Source organism: Stutzerimonas marianensis (assembly GCF_022810315.1).
In the GTDB taxonomy this organism is placed as follows: Bacteria; Pseudomonadota; Gammaproteobacteria; order Pseudomonadales; family Pseudomonadaceae; genus Stutzerimonas; species Stutzerimonas marianensis.
The window spans coordinates 213,523-234,176 of sequence record NZ_JALGRD010000006.1; the positions used below are offsets into that span (position 1 = coordinate 213,523).

12 protein-coding genes are annotated in these 20,654 nt (G+C 65.0%); 4 read left to right on the forward strand and 8 right to left on the reverse strand.

Going from position 1 to position 20,654, the window contains the following annotated elements; all coding sequences use genetic code 11:
* Positions 1 to 206: 206 nt before the first annotated feature.
* Both hrpA and MST27_RS12525 read right to left on the reverse strand, forming a co-directional pair.
* Positions 207 to 4,319, reverse strand: coding sequence for an ATP-dependent RNA helicase HrpA (gene hrpA, locus MST27_RS12520; RefSeq protein WP_243606271.1), 4,113 nt, complete (start codon positions 4,317 to 4,319; stop codon positions 207 to 209).
* A 115-nt stretch (positions 4,320 to 4,434) separates the two neighbouring features.
* Positions 4,435 to 6,039, reverse strand: coding sequence for a M28 family metallopeptidase (locus tag MST27_RS12525; protein ID WP_243606272.1), 1,605 nt, complete (start codon positions 6,037 to 6,039; stop codon positions 4,435 to 4,437).
* 359 nt (positions 6,040 to 6,398) lie between these two features.
* Here MST27_RS12525 and MST27_RS22780 point away from each other — a divergent pair, with 359 nt between their 5' ends.
* Positions 6,399 to 8,354 (forward strand): methyl-accepting chemotaxis protein, encoded by a 1,956-nt coding sequence (locus MST27_RS22780; protein WP_243606273.1) that lies wholly within the window; start codon positions 6,399 to 6,401, stop codon positions 8,352 to 8,354.
* Between the two features lie 81 nt (positions 8,355 to 8,435).
* Here the strand turns inward: MST27_RS22780 and fadD1 are convergent, their stop codons facing one another.
* Both fadD1 and fadD2 read right to left on the reverse strand, forming a co-directional pair.
* A complete protein-coding gene (gene fadD1 / locus MST27_RS12535; protein ID WP_243606274.1) occupies positions 8,436 to 10,124 on the reverse strand; it encodes a long-chain-fatty-acid--CoA ligase FadD1 in 1,689 nt (562 codons plus the stop codon).
* A gap of 214 nt (positions 10,125 to 10,338) precedes the next feature.
* Complete coding sequence (gene fadD2, locus MST27_RS12540; RefSeq protein WP_243606275.1) at positions 10,339 to 12,027, reverse strand: long-chain-fatty-acid--CoA ligase FadD2; 1,689 nt, start codon at positions 12,025 to 12,027, stop codon at positions 10,339 to 10,341.
* Positions 12,028 to 12,236: 209 nt separating this feature from the next.
* Between fadD2 and MST27_RS12545 the strand changes: the two genes are divergently transcribed.
* On the forward strand, positions 12,237 to 12,707 hold the full coding sequence (locus MST27_RS12545) for a MaoC family dehydratase (protein WP_243606276.1): 471 nt from the start codon (positions 12,237 to 12,239) through the stop codon (positions 12,705 to 12,707).
* 195 nt (positions 12,708 to 12,902) lie between these two features.
* Positions 12,903 to 16,016, forward strand: a complete 3,114-nt coding sequence (gene pulA / locus MST27_RS12550; protein ID WP_243606277.1) for a pullulanase-type alpha-1,6-glucosidase — start codon at positions 12,903 to 12,905, stop codon at positions 16,014 to 16,016.
* Between the two features lie 72 nt (positions 16,017 to 16,088).
* Here the strand turns inward: pulA and ccoM are convergent, their stop codons facing one another.
* The 4 genes from ccoM to MST27_RS12565 form a co-directional block, all read right to left on the reverse strand.
* Positions 16,089 to 16,199 carry a cytochrome c oxidase subunit CcoM gene (gene ccoM / locus MST27_RS22445; RefSeq protein WP_275973197.1) on the reverse strand — a complete coding sequence of 37 codons (111 nt, stop codon included), beginning with the start codon at positions 16,197 to 16,199 and terminating at the stop codon, positions 16,089 to 16,091.
* A gap of 219 nt (positions 16,200 to 16,418) precedes the next feature.
* Complete coding sequence (locus tag MST27_RS12555; protein WP_243606278.1) at positions 16,419 to 16,580, reverse strand: hypothetical protein; 162 nt, start codon at positions 16,578 to 16,580, stop codon at positions 16,419 to 16,421.
* Complete coding sequence (locus tag MST27_RS12560; protein WP_243606279.1) at positions 16,577 to 17,173, reverse strand: alpha-ketoglutarate-dependent dioxygenase AlkB family protein; 597 nt, start codon at positions 17,171 to 17,173, stop codon at positions 16,577 to 16,579. The genes MST27_RS12555 and MST27_RS12560 overlap by 4 nt, the downstream gene beginning before the upstream one ends.
* On the reverse strand, positions 17,170 to 17,466 hold the full coding sequence (locus MST27_RS12565) for an aspartate-semialdehyde dehydrogenase (RefSeq protein ID WP_243606280.1): 297 nt from the start codon (positions 17,464 to 17,466) through the stop codon (positions 17,170 to 17,172). The genes MST27_RS12560 and MST27_RS12565 overlap by 4 nt, the downstream gene beginning before the upstream one ends.
* A 227-nt stretch (positions 17,467 to 17,693) precedes the next feature.
* Here MST27_RS12565 and rapA point away from each other — a divergent pair, with 227 nt between their 5' ends.
* A complete protein-coding gene (gene rapA / locus MST27_RS12570; protein ID WP_243606281.1) occupies positions 17,694 to 20,543 on the forward strand; it encodes an RNA polymerase-associated protein RapA in 2,850 nt (949 codons plus the stop codon).
* Positions 20,544 to 20,654: the final 111 nt, after the last annotated feature.

Below are 20,654 nucleotides of genomic sequence, written 5' to 3' on the forward strand. Positions count from 1 at the left end.
CGCGTCATGCGGCGCGAAGGGTTCGGCTATTCGCCTCACGCCGTCTGCGTGCACGAAGCATCCCCTCCTGCAAGCACAACGGTTCCTATAGAAGCCGGCTCGCCGGCGATGACGGCTACATGACGGTCCATCGAGCGGCCTGATCGCCAGCAAGCTGGCTCCTACACAGCGTTTGGCCACCTGCGAAACACGCCTACCGCCGTTACTCAGCCCTCTACCTCGCTCCACTGCTTGTTCAGGCGCTTGTCGGACACCGGCATCCGGGTGCCCAGTTGCTGCGCCCAGAGCGAGACGCGGTATTCCTCGAGCATCCAACGGTATTGCTGAAGTGCCGGATCACGCTTGCCTTCCTGCTGATGCTTCTTCTGGCGGGCCTGGTACTGCTCCCAGTAACCGCTGATCTCGCCAGTCCAGACGCGGTCGCGCTGCAGCTGGGCGCCGACCTTGTCGAGGCGTTGCTCGATGGCCTTCAGGTAACGGGGGTATTCCTTAAGCCACTCGGGCGGGGTGTCACGCACGAAGCCGGGGTAGATCAGGTTTGCCAGTTGCGCCTTGATGTCGTTCAGCGCCACCGCCTGGGCCAGGTCGATCTTGCCCTTGAAGCGCTTCTGCAAACCCTGGCGCAACTTGAGAATGTCGAGGACCCGCCGAGCCAGGCGCTCGGCGTGTTCGGTCCAGCTGCCACGTTTCTGCTCGGCCAGCGAAGCCAGGGCAGAACCATCGCGCGGCAGCGGGGAGACTCCGTCGAGAATGACCTCGTCGAGGCTGGCCAGCAGGATGTCCTCGACCAACGCATCGGGCTTGCCCATGTCGCGGTAGAGCAGGCTGAGCTCGGTGAGCCCGGGCAGCTTGCCGCGCAGGAACTTGGCCTGCTCGCTCAACTGCTGGAGCAGCAGGCGCTGCAGGGCGCGGCGGTGCTGATACTCCGCTTCCGCCTGGGTTGAGAAGCGGCCTTCCTTCACGACCCCACCCTCTTCCACCAGCGCCGGGTAGACGGTCATCGAAAGGCCGGCGACCTTCTGCTGGGCCTTCTCCGGCACCGCCTCGAAGGCACGCGCTTCCACTGGCTTATCCGCCTCGGCCTGCTTCGGCGGCATGGCCAGCGCGGCCTGGCTGGCTTCGGCGAAGCGCGCGGTCAGTGCAGCGAGGTCGCGCCCCTCACCCAGGTACTTGCCCTTGGCGTCGACCACCTCGATGTTCATCCGCAGGTGACGCTCGAGGCTGGCGACCGCTTCCGGCCAGGCCTTGTCGGGGATGCGCGCCCCGGTCATGCGCTGCAGCTCGCGGCCGAGCGCCTCGAACAGCGAGCCCTGGCCAAAGGTGATCTTGCCGAGCGCGGCGCCGACGAAGTCCGGTACCGGCACGAAGTTCTTGCGAATCGCCTTCGGCAGCCCGCGCACCAGCGCCACCGCCTTGGCTTCGATGAGCCCCGGCACCAGCCAATCCAGCCGATCGGCCGGCAGCTGCGGCAACAAGGGCGCCGGTACGCGCAACGTCACGCCGTCGCGCTCGCTGCCCGGCTCGAAGTCGTAACTGAGCGGCAGTTGCAGATCGCCCAGCTGCAGGGCATCGGGGTATTGCGCGGCGGTGACTTCGCGCGCATCGCGGGCAAGCACATCCTCCTCGCGCATGATCAGCAGCTGCGGGTCCTTGGCGCCCTCGCGCTTGTACCAGCTGTCGAAGGTCGCGGTCTGGTAGATATCGGCCGGCAGGCGCGCATCGTAGAAGGCGAATAGGGTTTCCTCGTCGGCGAGGATGTCGCGCCGGCGGGCCTTGGCTTCCAGCTCGTCGAGGCGCTCGAGCAACTGGCGGTTGGCGCTGAGCGCACGGGCGCGGCTGTTGATATCGCCGCGCACAAGCCCCTCGCGAATCAGCAGCTCGCGCGACAACGCCGGCTCGATCGGCCCGTAGTGCACCGGGCGGCGGCCGACGATGATCATGCCGTACAGGGTGACCTGCTCGAAGGCGACGACCTGGCCGCGCTTCTTCTCCCAGTGCGCTTCGAAGTGGTTGGTCTTTATCAAGTGCCGGGCCAGCGGCTCGATCCAGTCCGGTTCGATCTTGGCGACCATGCGCGCGAACAGTTTGGTGGTCTCCACCAGCTCGGCGGCCATCACCCAGTTCGGCCTCTTGCGGCCGATGACGCTCGACGGATGGATCCAGAAGCGCCGCTGACGCGCGCCCAGGTAATCGCCGTCTTCGGTCTTGCTGCCGACCTGGCTGAGCAGGCCGGCGAGAATGGCCTTGTGCACGGCCGCGTAATCCTTCGCGCGAATAGCTGCCTCGTTCGCTTCGGCCTGTTGGGCGAGCTTGGCGTTGACGCGCTTGTCGGTGGTGCGCTCGGGTTGGGTGCCGGCTTCGGCCTGACGCGTGGAAAGTCCTTCGGCGTTTTCCACCCTAGGGTTTCGGCGCGCCCCAGGCTTTTCGTGGGGTGGATGGCCGGAGCCATCCACCGTCTTGTTCGCGCCCAGCTTCAGCTCACGGACGATCAGCGTCAGCTGGCGATGCGCGTCGCGCCACTCGCGCAGACGCAGGTAGTTGAGGAAGTGCTTCCGACACCAGGTCCGCAGCGCGTTGGAGCCCAGCGCCTGGCGCTGCTCCTCGAAGCCGCGCCAGAGGTTGATCAGCGCGGCGAAGTCCGAGTCCGGATCCTTCCACTGCGCATGCGCCTGGTCTGCCTGGGTCTGGCGATCGGCCGGGCGTTCGCGCACGTCCTGCACCGAGAGCGCGCTGGCAACGATCAGCACCTCGTTCAAACTGCCGAGGTTGGCCGCCTCGAGCAACATGCGACCCAGCCGCGGATCGATCGGCAGGCGCGCCAGCTGGCGACCGAGCGGCGTCAGCTGATTCTCGCGGTTGACCGCCGAGAGCTCCTGCAAGAGGTTGAAGCCATCGCTGATGGCCTTGCCGTCCGGCGGTTCGATGAAGGGGAAGTCCTCGATCTGGCCGAGGCGCAGATGCAGCATCTGCAGGATTACCGCCGCCAGGTTGGTGCGCAGGATCTCGGGATCGGTGAATTCGGGCCGGCCGAGGAAATCCTCCTCGCTGTACAGCCGGATGCAGATGCCCGGCTCGACCCGCCCGCAGCGGCCCTTGCGCTGGTTGGCGCTGGCCTGGGCGATCGCCTCGATCGGCAGTCGCTGGACCTTGGCGCGGTAGCTGTAGCGGCTGATGCGCGCGGTGCCCGAATCGATCACGTAGCGGATGCCAGGCACGGTCAACGAGGTCTCGGCGACGTTGGTGGCCAGCACGATCTTGCGCCCCGGCATCGGCCGGAAGATCTTCTGCTGCTCGGCCGGGGTCAGCCGCGCATACAGCGGGAGCACCTCGGTGTGGCGCAGGTTGGCCTTGCGCAGCACCTCGGCGGCATCACGAATCTCGCGCTCGCCGGGCAGGAACACCAGCACGTCACCGGGCCGCTTGCCGACCTGCTTTTCATGCGCTTCGATCTCGCCCAGCGCGGCGAGGATGCCCTGGTCGACGGTGAGATCGTCCTCGACGCGGTTGCCGTCCTCGTCGGTTTCGGCGGCCAGCGGCCGGTACCAGACATCGACCGGATAAGTCCGCCCCGACACTTCGACGATGGGCGCGTTATCGAAGTGCTGGCTGAAGCGCTCCAGGTCGATGGTCGCCGAGGTGATGATCACCTTCAGGTCCGGCCGGCGCGGCAGCAGCGTCTTCAGGTAGCCGAGCAGGAAGTCGATGTTGAGGCTGCGCTCGTGTGCCTCGTCGACGATGAGGGTGTCGTACTTTTCCAGGAAACGGTCGTGCTGCGTCTCGGCGAGCAGGATGCCGTCGGTCATCAGCTTGACCAGCGTACTGTCCTGGCTGTGATCCTCGAAGCGCACCTGATAGCCAACCAGCTCGCCGACCGGCGTACCGATCTCCTCGGCGACCCGCGTCGCCACGCTGCGCGCCGCCAACCGCCGCGGCTGGGTATGGCCGATCAGGCCATGCACGCCGCGGCCGATCTCCAGGCAGATCTTCGGCAGCTGGGTGGTCTTGCCCGAGCCCGTCTCGCCGGCCAGCACCAGCACCTGATGCTTTTCCAGCGCCGCCTTGATCTCGTCGCGCTTGGCCGCGATCGGCAGCGCCTCGTCATAGCGCATCACCGGCACGCTCCGGCGGCGGGCCTCGACCTTGGCGGCCGAAGCCTGGAAGCGGTCGAGCCACTGCGCCAGAGCCGGCCCATGAATTGGCGCATCACCTGCCTTCTTGCGCAGGTCGTGCAATTGCCGGCGCAGGCGATGGCGGTCAGCGAGCATCACCTGGTCGAGGTTGTTCAACAGTTGGTCAACAGTGGGCGTTGCGTCGGTCATGGACTGCCGTAGGCGAATGCGTGAAGGGCGCGATTGTCGCAGATTTGCCCGGCTGGCCGAAGGGAAAGGGACTGCAGGAGGACCGCGCCGGCAGGCCGGCGCGGTGTTCAGGCGATCAACGGATCCAGTGACCCCAGCGGGACTTCTCCTGGATCTGCTGGATGCGCATCGTGCCGATGCTCTGCTCGGCCGCCGCGGCGATCTCGTCGTCGATCATCTTGGTCGACAGCGAGAGCCAGCTGGTGGTGAACGCGAGCGCATCGCCATGCAGCTCCAACGCCTCGGTGTCGATGTTGGTCAGGTCATCGCACTCGGTGTGGTAGCACGGATCGAACGACTCCCCGGCCGTCCCGCCGTAGCGCTGCGCCTGCTCGACCGTCTTGATGTCCTCAGCGCCGGTGAACAGGCCGCCGAAGGCGATGCCGTCCTCGAAGAACTGCGCATAGTCGGAGCGGAAGTCGATCTCGGTGCCTTCGGAAGGCGCGTTGCGAAGCTGGAAGTAGGAGCGGAACAGGCGCTCGATGGCCCCGGAGCCGGGCGGGCCCTGCAGACCGAAGTCCGACCCGTCGCCGTCATAGATGAAGTTGGCGTAGTTCGGTGAACCGATCATGTCCACGTTCAGGTAGGCCTTGATCTGCTGTTTCTCCTCCTCGGGAAGCTGGTTGACGTAGTAGGTCGAGCCCACCAGCCCTGATTCCTCCGCGCCCCACCAGGCGAAGCGCACCTTGTTCAGCGGGTGCGCCTTGCTCATCAGGGTCGCCATCTCGAGCAGCGCGGCGCTGCCGGAGCCGTTGTCGTTGATGCCCGGCCCTTCGAACACCGAATCCAGGTGCGCGCCGACCATCACCACGTTGTCCGGATTGCCACGCCGGGTCTCGGCCAGCACGTTGAAGGTTTCGGTCCGCTCGCGCACCACGTCAACATTCATGCTCAGCTGCAAACCGTCGGTTCCGGCCCAGGCTACGCCGTTGTCGTAGGTCGCGAACAATACGGGGATGCCGCCCTCGTAATCTTCGCCCAGTGTCGCGACCAGCAGGCCCTTGCGGTCTTCGGTATCGCCCTGGTTGAAGATGATCGCCGCCGAGGCGCCGGCCGCCGCTGCATTGGTCGCCTTCTGCCCGAACGGGCAATCGCCGCGCTGCATGAGGGCGATGGCACCGGCCGGGAAGCCGGCGAAATCTCCCGGCTCGCAACCACTGGTCGAGGTGTTGCCCAGGCCCAGCGCGAGATCGACTGGCACGACCGGTGCCGTGACGTTGCCGGGGTCGGTCTGGTCGGCATAGGTGAAGTCTTCCTCCCAGGTGTACTGCACCGGCTGCGGCGTCACGGCCGCGAGCGAACCGGGGCCTTGCGGGTAGAACGCCAGGAAGGGAAACGCCTGTATCCGCACCTGGTAGCCTGCACGCTCCAGCGTGGTGCGTACGTAGTCAACCGAGGCCTGATAGCCCGGCTGGCCCGAGGCACGATTGCCGTTGTTGAGCGACGCGATGTCCTGCAGGTTCTGCAGATGCGTCATGACGTTGCTCGCCTGCATGCAACGCGGCAGGCCCAGGGGCGTGCCGACCAGCAGCGGTGACTGACAGACCCGCGGGTTGGGTTTTCCGGGGCTCCAGTAGTCGTTGAACGCCTCGACTTCGGAAGTGGGTGCAGCCAGGGCTGCGGTGGAAGCCAGTACAGCGAAAGAAGCAACTACCCGACGTGCATTGTTTTTCTTTTGCATGGGTAACTCATCCTTGCAACGAGATTGATGGGCAGGCCGCGAAATGGCATGCGCCATCGTCCCCTACGGCATCAAGTGGACGCGGCCATGAGCGGGTAGACCGGTCCGCCTGCTCAGTCGTTCGCGCCTGGCGACGGTTGCGCCGTCCGTTGGTCCGATCGCAATGATGGCAATGACAGCCCATTGAAAGCCAACCATGACTGAATGGGCGCGCCGACGGCCGACAACTACGTCCGTCGGCCCGGCTCAAGGCCACTCCCACCAGGCCGATACCCGCGTTACCAGCCTTGCTGTTTTGCCTGCAATCGTCCTACCCATAAGAGACCGGCGCGATCTCCGTCCCGCCTAGGAGTACATGAATGTTTGGAACCCGTTCCGGTATCGCCGGCCAGTTGGGCCTGGCGCTTTCCGGCGTTCTGGCGGTAGTCATCGCCGGGAGTAGCCTGTTCGCGCTGCGCTCGCTCGGCCAGTCCACCGAGCTCGCCCACCGCCAGCATCTGGCCAGCGAGGCGCAGCTGCTGGCCGGCCAGCTCGCCAGCTTCCACCAGACCCTGCGCACCAGCACTCAGCGCCTGGCAACGCTGTTCGAACGGCGTTTCGAATCCGGCCTGACGCTGGGTCCGGCTGTGGACGGAACGGCGCCCTCGCTTTACCTGAACGGTGAACGCCTCAATGGCGACTTCACCCTGGTGGATGAATTCACCAAGCTGACCGGCGGCGCGGCGACGGTGTTCGTGCGCACCGGCGACGACTTCCTGCGTGTCACCACCTCGGTCAAGAAGGAAGACGGCTCGCGGGCCATCGGCACACTGCTCGACCGCAAGCACCCCGGCTATGCCCCGCTTCTCAACGGCCAACCGTACGTTGGCCGCGCGACGCTGTTCGGGCGTCAGTACATGAACCAGTACACCCCGGTCCGCGACAGCAGCGGTCAGGTGATCGCGGTGCTCTATGTCGGCTTCGACTATACCCAGGAGCAGCAGGATCAGTTCCAGACCCTCTCCGAGTTCCGCATCGGCGAGGGCGGCTCGCTGGCTGTGCGTGACGATGCCACCGGCTGGCTGGTGAAGCCCGCCGGTGCCAGCACCCTGGATGAGTTGGATGCCGGAATCGCCAAGGCCGAGCCAAACCAGCCGCTGACCTGGAGCGACGGCAACGAACAGTTCGTCAGTCTCGCCGCACCGGTCGAGAAGGAAACCCTGCACGTGGCGGCCACCCTGCCGCAGGACGAAATCGACGCCTTGATCTGGCGCGTCGGGACTCAACTGGCGCTGGGTAGCCTGCTCGCGCTGCTGCTGGCCGTCGCTGCGACCATCGTCCTGCTGCGTCATCGCCTGCGTCCGCTCGGACGCCTGGTGGAACAGGCCCATGCCTTCGGCGAGGGCAACCTCAAGGTGCGTGTCCCCGTCGTGCGCCAGGACGAGATCGGCGCGCTCACGGCGACCTTCAACCAGATGGCCGAATCGTTGTCCGGTACGGTCGCCAAGGTGCGCACCTCGTCCACCGACGTTACCCAGCGCGCCGATCAGCTCAACAAGCTGGCCACGGGCACCGAGCAGCGCTCGGCCGAACAGGCTACCCAGCTCGATTCCATGGTCAGCGCGGTCCAGCAGTTCAGCGCCACGGCAAGTGAAATCGCCAGCGGCATGCACCGCACCGAACAGCTGACCGTCGAGAACGTCAGCCTCACCCGCGAAGGCGCCGAGTCGATGCGTGCGGCCGCGCGCGCACTGGAGCAGATCGCCCGATCACTGTCGTCCACCGGTGAAGTCATCAACGGGCTCGGTGAGCGCTCGCAGCAGATCGGCGGCATCGTCGGCGTGATCAGCGGCATCGCCGAGCAGACCAACCTCCTGGCCCTCAACGCGGCCATTGAAGCGGCACGCGCCGGAGAACAGGGTCGTGGCTTCGCCGTGGTAGCCGATGAGGTCCGCAGCCTGGCGGCTCGCACCAGTCAGGCCACGCGGGAGATTACCGAAGTGATCCAGTCGGTCCAGGATGAAACCAACCGGGCGATGACCTCCATCGATGAGGGCAACCGTTTGATGGAGCAAGGGCTGGCACTCAACGGCAAGGTCGCCGCGACCCTCGATGACATCCAGACGCACACCGCGCAGACGCTCGATCAGTTCGCCGATATCGCCCGCGCGACCAGCGAGCAGAGCGCCACCGCGTCGGTGCTCAGCCAGAACCTGCACACCGTCGCGCAGGACAACCAGTCTCGCCGCAAGGCCGGTGCCGAACTGGCCAACACCGCGCACGAGTTGAAGCGCCTGGCCGATGCGCTAGAAGGCGAAGTCAACCGCTTCAACTGACGGTGGCGGCCTGCCCCGCCGCCCAGGCCGTAAACGACGAACCCCGCCATGCGGCGGGGTTCTGTTTGGCCGTCTCAGGGCCTATTTCTTGCCGAGCTTGCGCAGCTCTTCGTCGCGCAGCTCGCGGCGCAGGATCTTGCCGACATTGGTGGTCGGCAGGCTGTCACGGAACTCGACGGTCTTGGGTCGCTTGTAGCCGGTGACGTTATCGTGCATGTGCTGCATGACCTGTTCCTTCGTCAGGCTCTCACCCGGTTTGACCACCACGAACAGCTTGATCGCCTCGCCCGACTTGTCGTCCGGCACGCCGATGGCCGCACATTGCAACACACCCGGCAAGGTGGCGAGCACATCCTCGAGCTCGTTCGGGTACACGTTGAAGCCGGACACCAGAATCATGTCCTTCTTGCGATCGACGATACGCAGGTAGCCGTCTTCCTGGATGAGGCCGATGTCGCCGGTCTTCAGCCAGCCATCGGCGCTGAGGATTTCGTCGGTCGCTTCCTGGCGCTGCCAGTACCCTTTCATGACCTGCGGACCCTTCACGCAGAGTTCGCCGATCGAGCCGATCGGCAGCTCGTTGCCTTCGTCATCGATGACCTTGCAGAGCGTCGACGGCATCGGGATGCCGATGGTGCCGATCTGGATCCGCCCGAAGGGGTTGACCGACACGACGGGGCTGGTCTCGGTCATGCCGAAGCCTTCGCAGATCTCGCAACCGGTCACCTGCTGCCAGCGCTCCGCCGCCGCGAGCTGCAGGGCCATGCCGCCAGAGAAGGTAGCCTTGAGCGCAGAGAAGTCCAGCTTGCGGAATTCCTCGTTGTTGCACAGCGCCACGAACAAGGTGTTGAGCCCGACGAAACCGGTGAAGCGGTACTTGCCGAGGTCCTTGACGAAGGCCGGCAGGTCACGCGGATTGGTGATCAGCACGTTATGCGCGCCGATCAGCATCATGGTCATGCAGTGAAAGGTGAAGGCGTAGATGTGATACAGCGGCAGAGGCGCGACCATGGTTTCGCACCCGTTGCCCAGCTCGGCGCCCATGAGGGCCCGGCACTGCAGCATGTTGGCGACGATGTTGCGGTGCGTCAGCATCGCGCCCTTGGCCACGCCCGTCGTGCCACCGGTGTATTGCAGCACGGCGACGTCATCGCTCGCCGGATTGGCTTCACGCAAGGCCTTGCCGCGCCCTAGTGCCATCGCTTCGGTGAACTTCACCGCCTTGGGCAGGCTGTAGGCCGGGACCATTTTCTTCACATGCTTGACCACGGCGTTGACCAGCAGGCGCTTGAGCGTCGGCAGCATGTCGCCGACTTCGGTGATCACGACGTGACGGATGCCGGTCCGGGGGAGGACGTCCTCGGCCAAGTGCGCCATGTTCGCCAGGCACACCAGCGCCTTGGCGCCGGAGTCGTTGAACTGATGTTCCATCTCCCGCGCGGTGTACAGCGGATTGGTGTTGACGACGATAAGGCCGGCACGCATGGCGCCGAACACGACGATGGGGTACTGAATCAGGTTCGGTAGCTGCACGGCGATCCGGTCGCCGGGCTGCAGGTCGGTGTGCTGTTGCAGATAGGCTGCGAACTCACCGGACAGCTGGTACAGCTCACCATAGGTCAGGGTCTTGCCGAGGTTGCTGAAGGCCGGCTTGTCCGCGAAGCGCTCGCAGGACTGTTTGAGCACAGCCTGGATGTTCTGGTACTCACCGGGATCGATCTCGCTCTCGACCCCGACAGGATATTTATCCTTCCAGAAGTTATCGGTCATGAAACCCCACTCCTAAGCGACAGCTTTACTGCACATGGCAGCTGTTTTGTTGTGTTTTGTTAACTTTTGTAGCGCAATTCCCGCCGAAAAGCGGCTCGAGGTTAGCAGCTTTGAAACTGGCCGAACAGTGTCCGGCCAGGGCTGAATCGATACAAAAGTGACCGATTGACCGTAATCGGTCACTCTATCGAGACGTGACGCCCTCCGGCGGCCGTCACGCCTGGTCGCGCAGCTCGCGGCGCAGGATCTTGCCGACTGCGCTCATTGGCAGCGCGTCTCGGAAGGCGATGTGACGAGGGATTTTGTAGCCGGTGAAGTTCTCGCGGCAGTAGGCCTGCACCTGCTCGACGGTCAGGCTGGGGTCGCTGCGCACGATGAACAGCTTCACCGCCTCGCCGGATTTCTCGTCCGGCACACCGATGGCAGCGCACGCGGCCACTTTCGGGTGCGCCATGACCACGTCCTCGATTTCGTTCGGGTAGACGTTGAAGCCCGAGACGATGATCAGGTCCTTTTTCCGGTCGACGATTCGTACGAAGCCGTCGGCGTCGATCACGGCGATGTCGCCAGTCTTCAGCCAGCCCTCCGCATCGAGCACCTCGGTGGTGGCCTCTTCACGCTGCCAGTAACCCTTCATCACCTGCGGGCCCTTGACGCAGAGCTCGCCCCGCTCGCCGATCGGCAGCTCGCGACCCTCGTCGTCTATCACCTTCAGCGCCGTGCCGGGCAGCGGCAGGCCAACGGTGCCCAGGCGCGACTTGTCGCCGTGCGGGTTGGCGCTGACCACCGGCGACGTTTCGGTCAGCCCGTAGCCCTCGGTCACGGTCACCCCGGTCACCGCCTTCCAGCGCTCGGCCACGGCCGATACCAGCGCAGTGCCGCCCGAGTTGGTCCCCTTGAGCGCGGAGAAATCGATCTTCTTGAAATCCGGGTGCGACATGAGCGCGACGAACAGCGTGTTCAGCCCGAGGAAGCCAGTGAAGCGCCACTTCTGCAGCTCCTTGACGAAGCCGTCGATGTCGCGTGGGTTGGTGATCAGCACGTTGTGGTTGCCGGTAACCATCATGCACATGCAGTTCACCGTGAACGCGTAGATGTGATACAGCGGCAAGGGCGCAATGATGATCTCCTGCCCTTCCCGGATCACCGGCTGCCCCTGCTCGTCCAACTGCTGCATGTTGGCCCGGACCTGCTGCATGTTGGCGACCAGGTTGCCGTGGGTCAGCATTGCGCCCTTGGCTACGCCGGTGGTGCCGCCGGTGTACTGCAGCACCGCGATGTCCTCCAGTCCGAGCGTCGCCGGCTTCAGGCTGTGACGCCCGCCGTCACGCAGGATCTGCTTGAACGGAATCGCCTGCGGCAGGCTGTAGGCCGGCACCATTTTCCTTACATGCTTGACCGCGGCATTGACCAGCAGCCCCTTGAGCGATGGCAGCATGTCGCCGATCTGCGCCTCGATGAGGAACTCGATGCCGGTGTCGGGCAGCACCTCCTGCACCAGCTTGCCGAAGGTATTGAGGTAGACGAGCGCCCGCGCGCCGGAATCCTTGAACTGGTGGCGCATTTCGCGCGCGGTGTACAGCGGGTTGGTGTTGACCACGATCAGCCCGGCACGCAGGGCGCCGAACACGGCGATGGGATATTGCAGCAGATTAGGCATCTGCACCGCGATGCGGTCGCCGGGCTTGAGATCGGTGTGATTCTGCAGCCAGGCGGCGAAGGCGGACGAGTAACGATCCAGGTCAGCGTAGGTCAGGGTCACGCCCATGTTGCTGAAGGCGGGACGATCCGCGTGGGTCTTGCAGGAGCGTTCGAACACTTCCACCACCGAGCGGAAGCCTGCCATGTCGACGTCGTTGGGTACACCGGCGGGGCGTTTGTCGTTCCAGAAATCAGGTTGCATTCTTATTGGCCTCTTTACCTGAGATGGTCTGGCCCACGCGCGGCGGGCTGTGGCGAACTTAACAGCTCCGCCGGGGCGCGCAATAGCGCAGCGAGTGTAATCAGTGGTGTGAATCTCGGCCCAAGCGACCCGCGGCACGGACAACCGGGACAAGCGGCCGCCCGCCCTCTAGAATGCTGCGCTTCTCGCGATCACGAAGAGGTTCACGCATGAGTACGCTCAGCAACACGCCTTACTCCGCCCTGGAAGTCGGCCAGACCGCACACTTCGAAAAAACGGTCGAAGAGCGGGACATCCAGCTATTCGCCGCCATGTCCGGCGACCGCAACCCGGTTCACCTGGATGCGGACTTCGCCGCCGGCACACCATTCAAGGAGCGAATTGCCCACGGCATGTTCAGCGGCGCCCTGATCAGCGCGGCGGTCGCCTGTACCCTGCCCGGCCCCGGCACCATCTACCTGGGCCAGACCATGAAGTTCACGCGCCCGGTGAAGCTCGGCGACACCCTCACCGTGCGCCTGGAAATCCTCGAAAAACTGCCCAAGAATCGGGTGCGCATCGCCACGCGCGTGTTCAACCAGCATGACGAGCAGGTCGTGGATGGCGAAGCCGAAGTACTGGCGCCCCGTCGTGAAGAAACGGTCGAACTCAAGGAGCTGCCGCCGATCAGCTTCGGCTGATGCCAGCACAGGCGCGAGCCGAGGGCGCCGCGGCGGCGTCCGGGCCGTGCAGCGCGTTGTTGCGCCAGGTTACAGGCAGTCCGCCATTACGTTACCTGGCTACGCCCCGTTGTTGTGAGCGATGGAGGATGCGTACCGGCCGATGCGCGCCCACCATCGCCAGTGGTACGACAAGAACAACAACGGGACCCTTCCATGCTCACTCGCTCGATGGCTTATCGGCGCCTGGCGGCGCTCGTTCTAGGCGGCCTCGCTCTGGCCGGCCAACCGGCCCAGGCCGCACCGCTCGACCCCGGCCCTGACGAGGCCCTTCTCTATTACGAACGCCCCGATGGCGATTACGCCGGCTGGGGGCTGCACCTGTGGAACACAGCCGACTGCCGCGGCAGTCGGTCCGACACCGACTGGGACAGTCCGCTGACGGCAGCCGGCATCGACCCGGAACATGGCGCGTTCTATCGCATACCGCTCGCTGCCCAGGCTGAGTGCCTGAACCTCATCCTGCACAAGGGCGACGAGAAAGACCTCGGCGGTGGTGATCTGACCTGGCGCCTCACTGAGCTGGGCCGGCGCGTGTTCACCTTCAGCGGCAGTCCGCAGCTGTCCCAAGCCCCCATCAGTGGCCCGATGCTGGCCATCGAAGGCGCACGCGCGCACTGGCTCGACCCTTTCACCCTGGTACTGGCCGGGGGCAGCGTCGGCGCTTCGCGACTCGAGCTTCGCCATTCGCTCGACGCCCGCATCCGGGTCGACGGCCAGGCTGGCACCGTCAGTGGTGGGCAGATCCTCCCGCTGCAACCGACCACGCTGCGCCGCGGCCTGAAGCGCCAGCACCCGCACCTGGCCGAAGCACCCGCGTTTCGCGTTCGGACCGCGGCGCGGACACTCCGCCGCGCCGTGATGGGTCAGCTCGTGGTGATTGCCTACGATGCACAGGATCGCGTCATCGACGCCACCCAGCTGCAAACGGCCGGCCTGCTCGACCAGCTGTTCGCCTATTCCGGGCCACTTGGCGCGGCGGTCGAGGCAAGCGGCGTGTCGTTCAGACTCTGGGCGCCCACAGCGCAGCGGGTCCGTCTGCATGCCTTCGATGCCAACAAACGCCTGCTTCCGGGTTATCCAAAGGTGATGCGCGAGCGGCTGGGCGTGTGGCGCCTGGATGGCCCGCGCTCGTTGGACCGTCAGTACTATCAATACGAGGTCACGGCCTATCGTCCGGGCACGGGCACCATCGAGACGACACTCGTCAGCGACCCCTATGCGCTGAGCCTGTCACGCAACAGTCAGTATGCCCAGGTGGTCGACCTCGAGGCGGACGACCTCAAACCGGCCGGATGGGACAGTTTGCGTCCGCCTCGCCCGGCGCGCCCAGAAGGCAGCGTCATCTACGAAACACACCTGCGCGACTTCAGCGCCAGCGACACCAGCCTGCCGCCTGAACTGCGCGGGACCTATGCCGCTTTCACGCAGCCCGACAGCCAGAGCATGCGCCACCTGCGAGACCTGCAGAAAGCCGGGCTGACGCACGTCCAGCTACTGCCGGTGTTCGACATCGCCACCATCGATGAAGACCCGACCCGACGGGTCGACCTCGACGATCCCTTCGCCAAACTCTGCGCGCTATCGGCCGAAGCGCGCGAACGCTGGTCAACCTATTGCACGAGCGGCAGCATTCGGCAGGTGCTGCAGGGCTTCGACCCCGCCAGCGGCGAAGCGCAATCGCTCCATGACACCCTGCGCGGGCTGGACGCCTTCAACTGGGGCTACGACCCGTTCCACTTCACCGCACCGGAAGGCAGCTACGCACGCAACGCCGACGGTGTGCAGCGCATCATCGAGTTTCGCCAGATGGTCAAGGCGCTCGCCGACACCGGGCTCGCCACGGTGATGGACGTGGTCTACAACCACACCAATGCATCCGGCCTGGCCGACAAGTCGGTACTGGACAAGGTGGTGCCGGGCTATTACCACCGCCGTGATCCGGTCACCGGCGCGGTGGAAACCTCGACCTGCTGCGAGAACACCGCCAGCGAACATCGGATGATGGCCAAGCTGATGGTCGACTCGCTGGTGGTCTGGGCTCGCGATTACAAGATCGCCGGCTTCCGTTTCGACCTGATGGGCCACCATATGCGGACGGATATCCTCGCCGCCTTGCGTGCCGTACGCCGCGTCGATCGGGAGACCTATTTTTACGGCGAGGGCTGGGATTTCGGCGAGGTCGCGCAAAACGCGCGCGGGGTGAATGCCACACAACTGAACATGGCCGGGACCGGCATCGGCACCTTCAACGATCGGCAGCGCGACGCGGTCCGCGGTGGCAGCCCCTTCGACAGCGGCGAGAGCATCCGCCGCAATCAGGGCTTCGCCAACGGCCTGTTCGTGCAGCCAAACGAGCTGGGCGCTGCCGGCCCGCAGGAGAAGGCCCAGCTGCTGCACGCCGCGGATCTGATTCGGGTCGGCATCGCCGGGGGCCTGCGCGACTTCCGTTTCGTCAGTGCCGACGGCCAGGTTCGCAGCGGCGCCGAGATCGACTACAACGGTCAGCCCGCTGGCTATACGTTCGACCCGCAGGAAACCGTCAACTACGTATCCAAGCACGATAACCAGACGCTGTGGGACAACAACCAGTACAAGCTGCCGAGCCACCTGGCGGTGCCCGACCGGGTGCGGTTGCAACTGGTCGCGCTGGCGGTGCCACTGTTCAGCCAGGGCGTGCCCTTCATTCACCTTGGGTCGGACATCCTGCGCTCCAAGTCCATGCAGCGCGACAGCTATGACTCGGGCGATTGGTTCAATGCCATGGATTTCAGCTATCAGGACAACAACTGGAACAAAGGGCTCCCACGCGCCGACAAGGATGGGGACAACTGGCCGCTGATCCGCCAGATCATCCGCGATCCGCACGCCAGCCCCAGCGCCGTCGACATCCTTGGGGCCAAGCATCGCTTCCTGGAGCTGTTGAAGATTCGCACAGACAGCCCGCTGTTTCAGCTCGGCAGCGCGCGCGAGGTGCAACGACGCCTGCGCTTTCACAACACCGGCCCCGAACAGCAGCCCGGCGTGATCGCCTTCAGCCTGGCCGACGATCCACGCGACGGCCGCGATCTGGATCGGCGCTACCGTTCGCTGATGGTGGTACTCAATGCCACTGGTGAGCCGATTCGCCTACCGGGCGGGCGCGGGTACCGGCTGCATCCGGTGTTGCAGCGCTCGGCCGACGCACGCAGCCGTGAAGCGGGCGTGATTGGCTCGGCGTTCGAAGTGCCACCCTTCACCAGCGCCGTCTTCGTGCAACCCCAGCGTTAACCCGATCGACGGGAATAAAAAAGGGCGACCGAAGTCGCCCAAATGCCTTGCGTGCTCTGTGTACTGGTGGGATCAACGCTTCTTGTGAGCGTCCCGCCAGATGAAATAGCCGAATCCGCTGAGGAAGGCGACCATCAGGCCGACTGTGACGACCCCTGCAAGCACCACATTATCGACGAACATGATTTCCTGCCTCCGCGCTGTAGCTGTTGTGCCGTCCGATGGCTGCACGTTACTCCCCGGTGCGGATAAAAAATTGATCGATATCAATAGGCATGACCCTGTGCCCGGCGAGCGCGCAACGAGCTGATCCAGGTCAAGAAAACAGGGGTATCAGGAGGGATTCGGCGACTCGGAGGAGCGCCTCAGGAGGGGAAAGCGGGAACCTGACGACGCTGGCGATCAGCGCTTCTTCGGCTTTGCCTTGCTCTTCTTTTTCGGCTTGCCCAGCGGCAACGCCTGCTCGAAGGCCTGGCGCATCTCGGCCAGGCGCTTTTCCTTGATGTCGTGGATGCGCTTTTCTCGTTCGGCGCCGAAGTCGATCAGTTTTTCTTCACTGCTCATATGGACTCGCGAATGATCTGGCGAAAGGTGAGGTTGACGCGTGGCTCGGACACCCTGCGCGTCCGCGCGATCTGGTGCTGCCAATGATGCTGCGTCGGGCCGCGCATGACCAGTAGTGATCCATGCTCCAATGGCAGCGAGTGCTCGATCCGGCTGCAGCCCTTGCGGCGCAGATCGAAGCGCCGTGTCGCGCCCAGGTTGAGCGACACCACCACAGGCTCGGGCCCCAGTTCCGGCTCGTCGTCACTGTGCCAACCCATCGCATCCTGACCGTCGCGATAAAAGTTGAGCAGCACGCCGTTGAGCGACAGGCCGGTGCTTTGCTGCAGCCGGTCGCGAATATCCGCCAGCAGGGGGGACCAGGGCAGAGGCTGATGCACCAGCCCTGAGTAGCGATAACGCGCCTCGGGGTCGCCATACCAGGCGACCAGCCTGGGCACTTCAAACGTTCGGCCATAGAGCCTGATACGCGGCTGGGTCCAGGGCGTGTCGGCGATCAGCCGTTGCAGCCAAAGGTCAGCCAGATCCGGCTCGACCCAGCGCGGTCGATAGTCGAGTTCGGCCTGCGCCAAGCCGCTCAGATCGCTCGTCATACTTCCACGTCGATCCAGAGGCCCTGGCGCGGCAATTCGTCGAGTGCCGCCTGATCCTCGTCCGCGGTTTCCCCTTCGGCGAGTTCCTGCGGTGTGTAGCCACGACGCTGTCGCCGGCGCTGCTCGTCACGCAGCATCTGTTCAGCTTCCTGCGGGTGCCGGCGGTCGAGCTCGACCGAACTCTCGTTGGCGCTCGGCTCGACAGGCGCCACGGGGGGGACGTCGGGGCGCGGCTTGACGACATCCTGTTGCGTGGTGACCTGAACGGCACCGGGCGGAATCACTGGCAGCATGACCTTCTCCCAAAAACGGACCGCAGACCGACCCTGGCATGCGGAGCTTTACCTCATGATCGGCCGAATCGGAGCCAACTTTAGCGGCAACGCTACACTGCCAGGGGTCCGCCCGGTTCGATCTGCGGCCGAAAGGCAGCGACGCCACGCAAACCGGTCGGCTTACCGTCGCTCTATCGGTGGTGTTCCGTTACCATAGCGGGCTTTTTTACAGCGGGAGGCAGGGCATGGCGCAGCAGTATCTACCGGGGCAACGCTGGATCAGCGACAGCGAAGCGGAACTCGGTCTTGGGACCATCCTCACCCAGGATGGGCGGATGCTCACCGTGCTCTATCCCGCCACCGGCGAAACCCGCCAATACGCCACACGCAGCGCGCCACTGACCCGCGTGCGCTTCGTCCCCGGTGATGAAGTCACGCATTTCGAAGGCTGGAAGATGACTGTGCGCGAAGTCGACGACGTCGACGGCCTGCTGGTCTATCACGGCCTGACCGCGCAGAACGAAGCCCGCACCCTGCCGGAAACCCAGCTGTCGAACTTCATTCAGTTCCGTCTCGCCAGCGATCGCCTGTTCGCCGGCCAGATCGACCCCTTGAACTGGTTCAAGCTGCGCTATCACACCCTGGAAAACCAGAGCAAGCAACTGACCTCCTCGCTCTGGGGCCTCGGCGGCGCACGCGCTCAACCGATCGCGCACCAGTTGCACATCGCCCGCGAAGTGGCCGACCGCATCGCTCCGCGCGTACTGCTGGCGGACGAGGTCGGCCTCGGCAAGACCATCGAAGCCGGCCTGGTCATCCATCGCCAGCTACTCTCCGGCCGTGCCAAGCGCGTGCTGATCCTGGTCCCTGAGAATCTCCAGCACCAGTGGCTGGTGGAGATGCGCCGCCGCTTCAACCTGCAGGTCGCCCTGTTCGACGACGAACGCTTCATCGAAAGCGATGCCAGCAACCCCTTCGAAGACACCCAACTGGCCCTGGTCTCGCTGGACTGGCTGAAAGAAGACGAGCGTGCCCAGGACGCTGCGTTCGCCGCCGGCTGGGACCTGCTGGTGGTCGACGAAGCGCACCACCTGGTCTGGCACCCCGAAAACGCCAGCGCCGAATACCGGTTGGTCGAGCAACTGGCCGAGGTCATCCCGGGCGTTCTGCTCTTGACGGCGACGCCGGAGCAGCTCGGTCAGGAAAGCCACTTCGCCCGCCTGCGACTGCTCGACCCGAACCGTTTCCACGACCTCGAAGCCTTCCGCGCCGAAAGCGCCAGCTACCAGCCGGTCGCCCGTGCCGTGCAGGAGCTGCTCGATGAAGGCCGCCTGTCCCAGGAAGCGCACCAGACCATCCACGATTTCCTGGGCGCCGAAGGCGAGGCCCTGCTCGCGGCGGCGACCGACGGCGACATCGAAGCCAGCAGCCGATTGATCCGCGAACTGCTGGACCGCCATGGCACTGGCCGCCTGCTGTTCCGCAATACGCGCGCCGCCGTGCGCGGCTTTCCCGAGCGCCAACTGCACCCCTATCCGCTACCCTGCCCCACCGAGTACCTGGAGCTGCCACTGGGCGAGCACGCCGAGCTGTACCCGGAGGTGGCTTTCCAGAGCCAGCAGGAGGAGCCGGACACGCAGAACCGTTGGTGGACGTTCGACCCGCGCGTCGAATGGCTCATCGATACGCTGAAGATGCTGAAGAAGTTCAAGGTGCTGGTCATCTGTGCCCACGCCGAGACCGCACTGGATCTGGAAGACGCGCTGCGCGTGCGTTCCGGCATCCCGGCCACGGTGTTCCATGAAGGCATGAGCATTCTCGAGCGCGACCGCGCCGCCGCCTACTTCGCCGACGAGGAATTCGGCGCGCAGGTGCTGATCTGCTCGGAAATCGGCAGCGAGGGCCGCAACTTCCAGTTCGCGCATCATCTGGTGCTGTTCGATCTGCCTTCGCACCCCGACCTGCTGGAGCAACGCATCGGCCGCCTCGACCGGATCGGCCAGGCCCATGTCATCCAACTGCACGTGCCGTACCTGGAAACCAGCCCGCAGGAACGCCTGTTCAAGTGGTACCACGAGGCGCTGAATGCCTTCCTCAACACCTGTCCCACCGGCAACGCCCTGCAGCACCAGTTCGGGCCGCGCCTGCTGAACCAGCTGGAAGAAGGCGATGACGACGCGTTCCAGACGCTCATCGACGAGGCCCGCGCCGAGCGCGAGCGGCTGGAAGCCGACCTGCATGCCGGTCGCGACCGCCTGCTGGAACTCAACTCCGGCGGTGGCGGACAGGGCAAGGCGCTGGTCGAAGCCATCGAGGAGCAGGATGACCAGTTCGCCCTGCCGATCTACATGGAAGAGCTGTTCGACGCCTTTGGCATCGACAGCGAGGACCATTCCGAGAACGCACTGATTCTTCGTCCCAGCGAAAAGATGCTCGACGCCAGCTTCCCGTTGGGCGACGACGAAGCTGTAACCGTCACCTATGATCGTGAGCAGGCGCTGGCCCGCGAAGACATGCAGTTCCTCACCTGGGAACACCCCATGGTGCAGGGCGGCATGGACCTGGTGCTGTCCGGCTCCATGGGCAACACGGCCGTCGCGCTGATCAAGAACAAGGCGCTCAAGCCCGGCACCGTGCTGCTGGAACTGCTCTACGTCAGCGAAGTGGTGGCGCCGCGCGCGCTGCAGCTCAACCGCTTCCTGCCGCCGCTGGCGCTGCGCTGCCTGTTGGATTCGAACGGCAACGATCTGGCCCCCAAGGTGGCGTTCGAGACGCTCACCGACCAGCTGGAGAGCGTGCCGCGTGCCAGCGCGAACAAGTTCGTCCAGGCGCAGCGCGATGCGCTGGCCAAACAGATCGCCGATGCCGAAACCAAGGTCGCACCGCGCCACGCCGAACGGGTTGCCGAAGCACAGCGCAAACTGAAGGCCAGCCTTGATGAAGAGCTGGCGCGCCTGACAGCACTGCAGGCCGTCAACCCAAGCGTGCGTGACAGCGAGATCGAGGCCTTGCGCACGCAGCGTGAGGAAGGCCTGGCCATGCTGGAAAAAGCCGCGTTGCGCCTGGAGGCGATCCGGGTGTTGGTGGCGGGTTGAGCCTGAAGGCTTATTGACGGTTCTCGTCCGCCGCCCCTGAACGAGTCCCTCCCGCTTCGCCCAGCGGGATGGGCTGTGCCAGGAAAGGGTCAGCCAGCCCGCGGATGAACG

Coding starts and splice junctions, on each gene's coding strand:
- rapA (WP_243606281.1), top strand. CDS start 17,694: ATGGCGCAGCAGTATCTACCGGGGCAACGCTGGATCAGCGACAGCGAA.
- MST27_RS12545 (WP_243606276.1), top strand. CDS start 12,237: ATGAGTACGCTCAGCAACACGCCTTACTCCGCCCTGGAAGTCGGCCAG.
- pulA (WP_243606277.1), top strand. CDS start 12,903: ATGCTCACTCGCTCGATGGCTTATCGGCGCCTGGCGGCGCTCGTTCTA.
- fadD1 (WP_243606274.1), bottom strand. CDS start 10,124: ATGACCGATAACTTCTGGAAGGATAAATATCCTGTCGGGGTCGAGAGC.
- fadD2 (WP_243606275.1), bottom strand. CDS start 12,027: ATGCAACCTGATTTCTGGAACGACAAACGCCCCGCCGGTGTACCCAAC.
- ccoM (WP_275973197.1), bottom strand. CDS start 16,199: ATGTTCGTCGATAATGTGGTGCTTGCAGGGGTCGTCACAGTCGGCCTG.
- MST27_RS12565 (WP_243606280.1), bottom strand. CDS start 17,466: ATGCTGCCAGTGATTCCGCCCGGTGCCGTTCAGGTCACCACGCAACAG.
- MST27_RS22780 (WP_243606273.1), top strand. CDS start 6,399: ATGTTTGGAACCCGTTCCGGTATCGCCGGCCAGTTGGGCCTGGCGCTT.
- MST27_RS12555 (WP_243606278.1), bottom strand. CDS start 16,580: ATGAGCAGTGAAGAAAAACTGATCGACTTCGGCGCCGAACGAGAAAAG.
- MST27_RS12560 (WP_243606279.1), bottom strand. CDS start 17,173: ATGACGAGCGATCTGAGCGGCTTGGCGCAGGCCGAACTCGACTATCGA.
- MST27_RS12525 (WP_243606272.1), bottom strand. CDS start 6,039: ATGCAAAAGAAAAACAATGCACGTCGGGTAGTTGCTTCTTTCGCTGTA.
- hrpA (WP_243606271.1), bottom strand. CDS start 4,319: ATGACCGACGCAACGCCCACTGTTGACCAACTGTTGAACAACCTCGAC.